This is a genomic window from Myxosarcina sp. GI1(2024) (assembly GCF_053543375.1).
In genome coordinates this window covers 260672-266671 of sequence record NZ_JBKGTY010000006.1, presented here as the reverse complement: position 1 = coordinate 266671, position 6000 = coordinate 260672, and the positions used below count along the sequence as shown (strand labels likewise).

Below are 6000 nucleotides of genomic sequence, written 5' to 3'. Positions count from 1 at the left end.
ACGTCTGATGTGAATTAAATATTAGCAAGGGTTAATAGCTTGGAAAGTTTGAACATCAATTCCAAACTGACGACGGAGAAGAAGGCGCAAAGTATGTGAAGTAATTTTAGCTGTCATGTGAGTGGCAAACCCAGTTACAGTCTTGTTCAACAGACGTTCTGGATTCCGACCAGTGTTTTGAATTTCGTGAAAAACTCCCTCAATTCGCTGTCTGATTCGACTAATGAGACGCTTTAAACTAGAAGAGGCTTGTTGATATTGATTTATTGATTGCAACGAAATATTGTCCAAATGGGATTACCAGTAAGAGCGGTTATCTGTTGTTGCCAGTCTTGTCCGATAAATCCCTTGTCTCCGTAGATATCACAACCGTAAACTAATGGCAAAACTCCTTCTACAGCTTGACGCTCATCAGTATTAGCAGCAACCAAATCATAAGCAATTGGTATCCCATCAATAGTTGAGAGCATAACTAATTTGTAGCCGAAATACTTCATTTTTCTAGCAGCACAGTAACCATAGTCAGCACTGCCCTCGAAATCACTATGTCGCTTACTTCTTCTATATCCCATAACTGGTATGGGTTTAGTATCAATTACCAAACTTAGGGCATCTGTACCTCCAAGTTGCTTAACCCATTTTCTTCTCAAGCTCTCTAGCATTTGCCCTAATTTTCGTAATCTCCTGTTGAACTGGCTTTGGTCTAACAAATCAGGAAACCACTCTCCATAATTAGCTCGAATAAATCCGATAAACTGAGTTTCTCCTGGAAATGGTAGATAATCCATCATGATTGCCAAACTTATGATTTCACTGTCACTCATCTCCGCTTTTGCCCCTGGTGACTTCCCCTTTAATGCTTTTCCTTCTTGTTGATACCAATCATCTACGAGAACAAAAATTGTAACTATCAGCGTTTCAAAGTCTATGCTATTCATGAGGAGGGATATTTGATGATAAGTGTGGTAACTTTCATCTTCTGTCTTTTCCTCACTTTTTCCTAATTCACATCAGACGTACTAATTGCTCTAACTCAACTGACAGCGATCTTAGAGTTGAATTTTTTCGTAACAGAGAATTTTTTAAATTATGCTGGATTTTTATCCAAGATTTGGGTTTCCAATTGCCAGCAAGGAGTAATTTTTTTAGCTGTTCGTAGATAATTATAAAATCTGGATAGGGAAATTCTGAGGAATTAGTATCGTATACGTAGTCAACGTTGACTTGATATGAATTGGATAAATGTTTGGCGATGGGATTGATGAAGCTTAAAGGAAAATTAAAATGCCAAGTTTCGTATCGACAGCCAGATTTGGTTTGGTTTACCGTCGTCGAACGATGATAGGGAAATTCGCTATTAGGATGAACGGCAATAGCGATAGTAACCTCAGAAAGCATTGGATTTAACCTTAAAATGCGATCGGTTAAATAGCAATTCATAACTTCCCAAAAATCTTCTTCGTTGGGATAATTATAATTTAATAGTAATAAATTTAGTTGGCGATAAATTAAATCGGTGCTTAAATAATTTACAACGGTTAACTCATAGTGATAGCTGTACTCTAATCTAATATTTAGAGTTTTAGTTCCTTGATGCTTAATTTGGTAATTTTCGATAGTTAGCTGGTTTTTTCTGAGGATGATTAATGTCGGTTGCGTTCCAGTAGGACTGAGAAGAGTATTTAGGACGATTGCCAAAATCGGTAGTTAAAATTTTAGAAGATGCGGCGGGAAAAGCTTTACTTTCTCTAGGAACTGCCCGTTTAGCTGCAAAGGAATTAATCGCATATATATTTGTATTTGAAGTTAAACTTTTGAGACTATTGACCGACATTGATTTGAGTTTATATAAGAAAATTATTATATGTAAGCTAATCTAGTTGAACTTAACAAAATATAAAGCAATGTTAAGTTAAATTAATAATTAGCCTTTATGTTTTAACGTATAAATTGAGGTAAAACTTCTAACTAAAGGCTTATTTTGCCTGTTCGGGCTGTTTCCATGCTTCTAAGTCTTGCTCGACAGCATATTGCCAGTTTTTGGTTACTAAAGCTACTTCGGATTCGGATTCATCTGCTGAAGAAGAGCCAATCTGAGCATAAATTGTTTCCTCGTTAATACTGGGTTGACCTAAAATAATTTGCTGATTGCCCTTACTAGATACAAAGGTAACTGTGGCTATCGGCTCGTCAAGACCATATTGCGATCGCTCATCAGCAGGAACGATAAAAGTACGTTGCGGTTTGCCACTGGCGAGTAAATCTAGTAAAAAAGCAACCGTACCAGTATTGGCAGAGACATCTTGAGGTTGTTTTAATTGCCAAGGGTTAGTTTTATCTTCAGTTTTAACTATCTCTAATGTCTGCTGTGGTCGAGCGATAATTATCTTGTGAATATCTGTCTCTTGAAGCGCAAATAATGGCTGCTGAGATTGCGATGTCGTAGTTCGTGAGGATTTTCGCCTATCTTTAATTAGTTCGTAACCATAAACTCCACTGCCTAAAACAACTGCTAAAAGAAGCGATAGCCAAGTAGTTTTATTTAACTTCATTGTCAATAACTTCATTGTCAATGGGAAAATTTACCGAGCGAAAAGAGACGAGGAGACTTAGGGGACAAATTTAAGGGCAAAGATCTAAAGTAGATATTATTAACCTTTAACTTCTTACCTATTACTTTGTTACTTAGCGGTTCTTTTCTAGTTTTTCTAATTTGAAACTAGGAGGTAAAGGAGGTGCTTGTGGTTCTGGAGGATACAATTCAGTCTCCCAAGCCTGAATCTCATTTAAAGCGCGATCGTAAGCCGTCGTACCTACTGGGACTAATTGAGCGATCGCGATCGCTTGTTCCAAAGAGTCATTAGAAGCTTGACGCGCTCGAGCGAGAAGTTCTTCGCTCCAGCGATTGACCTCTCGAACTACCCGGTCGTAAAGAGAGGTGCTAGAAGAAGTCCATCTGGCAACCTCAATTGCTTTAGCCAGAGCCTGAGGAGTTCCTTGCCGTTCTAAGGCATAAGCTTGCTGTAGATATTCTTCAGCTTTAATTTCACTGCGCCAGAGACTAATTTTATTTTGAGCCTCTTGAGAAAGTGCTCTGCCTTCACCAATTTTTTGAGCTTCGGAGATCGCAGCGCGGTAATTTTTGAGATCGGCTAAGGAGTTAGCTCTATCGAGAAAAGGTAGGTCTTCTTGCCTTTCAATGTTATACCGCCAGGCACTAATGTGATTTCTCGCTTGTTCGTATAGAGGGCTGTCGGCAGAAATTAGATTGGCTTCAGAGATTGCTTTGCGCCAACCTTCTGGGTTGTCAGCGGAAGCTAACTCTGTAGCGCGGTTTAAAATCGGTCGATCTTCAATCGTGCGAATCTCTTTAGTCCACTGAGCGATTTCCCGTTGTGCTTCGGAGTAGCGAGGATTAGAATTGGGTATTAAGTTAGCTTCCTCGATAGCCAGATTTAAATTCTCGATCGTACCGACTCTGGCTAACTGACGCGCCTCAGTTAGATGTTTTAAATCTTCTATTTCTAATTGCCAACGCTCGATTAAATTTTCTGCCAACTCATAATAATTGCTATCTCGATCTAATTTTTGGGCCTCGGCGATCGCCTCTTCCATACCAAATACCGTATCGAGATCGGCACTAGTACCAGCACTAGCTAAAATATTCCATTCTCGCATTTCTGATTCCAATTCCAGGCTTTGAGGTATCCGATTGACGATCTTCAACAGTTGTCTCCAATCGCGCTCGGCGAGTGAGTACTCGATCTTAGCTAAGAGTTGAGCTTTGCCCTTAGCCATAATCTGGCGAGCCTGTTCGTATGCATAGCTATCGCGATCGATATCGTCTGCTTTGTCGATCGCCTGAAATAGTCCCTCGAGCTCTCCTCCTTCAAGTTGTTTTTCTGCTTTATAGAGAGTAGCGTTTTCTTCCTGAGCGATGTTGATATTATCAATACTTTCTTGGTATTTGGTAGTCGCCCAATACTGATTGGGGATTTCGGTTAGGCGTACCGCCCAAGAAAAAGCTGCTCCCCAGTCAGCATTCCTTAGACTTTCTTCGATTTCAGCATAGTTGTTTTCTCCTTTACGCCAAATTTTCTGCCAATTGGCGATTTTATCTTCTACTAGATCGCGAGCTCGAACATTTTGAGGTACTTGTTTGGCGATTCTGATTGCCTCCTTTAAATTCCCCTGTTGAAATTCTGCTTCGCCTATTTCTAGAATTGATGTCGCCCATTTTTCAATATTGCGATCGAGTTCTGCTCTTAAAGGGTGATTCTCTGGCAAAACTGCAACCAGATCGATTGCTTCGAGCAAACCTTTAACGCTACGGTTTTCTGCTGCTGTTTGAGCGCAATAGATTCGTATTGCTGCAGAAGCTAAAGGCCAAAATACTCGATCGCAACTTTGGGTTTTAGGCAGCTTTAATAACATTGAGGTAGCACCATAACCCATGGCTCCGGAGCAAATAACCAGCAGAATGCCCCAAAACTGCCAAGCTTGCCACCAGCGGTTTTTGGGGGAGGAGGTCTTGGCGCTGTCTAATTTTGCTTCGCTACTAGACATATTAGTTTTGCTAGTAAAGTTTACTTGATGAGAGGAACTTCCTTTCTCACTCTCATTTTGGTCGGCCGCTAGCTCGGGTCGCTCGGGAGACTCTGTTGAGCTCGAGATTTCTAGCTGCTGGTGGCGAGCGCGATGCCCTAATCTATTGGGCATAGGGTTCGATTGCGGCGTACTTTTTTGGCTCCGAGCCAGAGATTTATCTCTTTGAATTTCACCAGAGTTCTTGGGGTCTCGTTCGCTCGCCATAAACTAACCAAAATAGGGCAATCAAATGTCTTTACTATTTTCCACTATAAAAAATACTAGCGGTTAAATCGTTTTTTATCTTATCATTCGATCTTAATCGATAAATTTCCCAAGTTTATCATTTTGGTAAAGACTGGATTTAGTTCGAGCGAGTTTCTTGGCAAAATTTATGGTGATTTGGCTCTTAGATCCGTAATTAACTGAGCTAATTCTGCTTCGTTAGCTTGATAAACTTCACCACAAAACTGACAAATAGCTTCTGCTCCCTCATCTTTTTCAATCATATCCTGTAGTTCTGCTTCTCCTAACATTTTTAATGCACCCAGAACTCGATTGAAAGAACAACCGCAATTAAAGCGAACCATTTGTACTTCTGGTAGAATTGTCAGACCCAAATCTCCCAATAACTGAGTCATAATTTCATTAAGAGTTTTGCCTTCTCTTAACAAAGGTGTAAAACCAGATAACTTGGCAACCCGAGATTCTAACAAGGATACCAAAGACTCATCACGGGCTGCTTTAGGCAATACCTGTAATAATAATCCCCCGGCGGCAGTTACGCCACTTGCACCAACAAACACTCCTACTAACAAAGCTGAGGGAGTTTGCTCGGAATTAATTAAATAGCTAGCGACATCTTCGCCTATTTCTCCAGAAACCAATTCTACCGTACTGGAATAGGGATATCCATAACCAACGTCTCGAACTACGTATAAAAAACCCCGATCGCCCACAGCACCACCCACATCGAGTTTGCCGCGCTCGTTGGGGGGAAGTTCTACTTTGGGATGTTGTACGTAACCTCGAACGGTACCGTCTAAACCTGCATCCGCTAGAATCGTTCCTAAAGGACCATTCCCTTTGACGTGAAGGTTAACTCTCGAACCTTCTTTTTTCATGTTGGAGGCTAACAGCAGTCCAGAAGCCATTACCCTGCCTAAAGCTGCCGTAGCTACGTAAGAAAGTTGATGTCTTTGGCGAGCTTCTTCTGTTAAACGGGTCGTAATTACTCCTACGGCTCTAATACTATTGTCGGCTGCCGTTGCTCGAATTAATCGATCTATCATTAATATTCTCGGTCTGATATGTAGTTGAACTTCAATAGAGGTCGCGATCGCCAGGAATGGATAATCGAGGGATTTTTCTCGATTATCCATCGTTTAGTTTCAACTCTCGAATAATAATTTA

4 protein-coding genes and 1 pseudogene are annotated in these 6000 nt (G+C 40.7%); all 5 read right to left on the bottom strand.

Annotation, left to right across the window (positions count from 1 at the left end; all coding sequences use genetic code 11):
* Nucleotides 1-21: 21 nt before the first annotated feature.
* Nucleotides 22-938 (bottom strand): annotated as a pseudogene (locus tag ACLFKQ_RS21520) (IS982 family transposase).
* A gap of 67 nt (nt 939-1005) precedes the next feature.
* Nucleotides 1006-1698: a hypothetical protein gene (locus tag ACLFKQ_RS21515; protein WP_449001776.1), complete on the bottom strand. Its 693-nt coding sequence runs from the start codon at nt 1696-1698 to the stop codon at nt 1006-1008.
* Nucleotides 1699-1976: 278 nt separating this feature from the next.
* Entirely contained in the window at nt 1977-2552 is a 576-nt protein-coding gene (locus tag ACLFKQ_RS21510) for a DUF4340 domain-containing protein (protein ID WP_449001775.1), read from the bottom strand.
* 133 nt (nt 2553-2685) lie between these two features.
* Nucleotides 2686-4812: a chromosome segregation ATPase gene (locus tag ACLFKQ_RS21505; RefSeq protein WP_449001774.1), complete on the bottom strand. Its 2127-nt coding sequence runs from the start codon at nt 4810-4812 to the stop codon at nt 2686-2688.
* Between the two features lie 167 nt (nt 4813-4979).
* Nucleotides 4980-5879: an Hsp33 family molecular chaperone HslO gene (gene hslO / locus ACLFKQ_RS21500; protein ID WP_449001789.1), complete on the bottom strand. Its 900-nt coding sequence runs from the start codon at nt 5877-5879 to the stop codon at nt 4980-4982.
* Between the last annotated feature and the right edge of the window lie 121 nt (nt 5880-6000).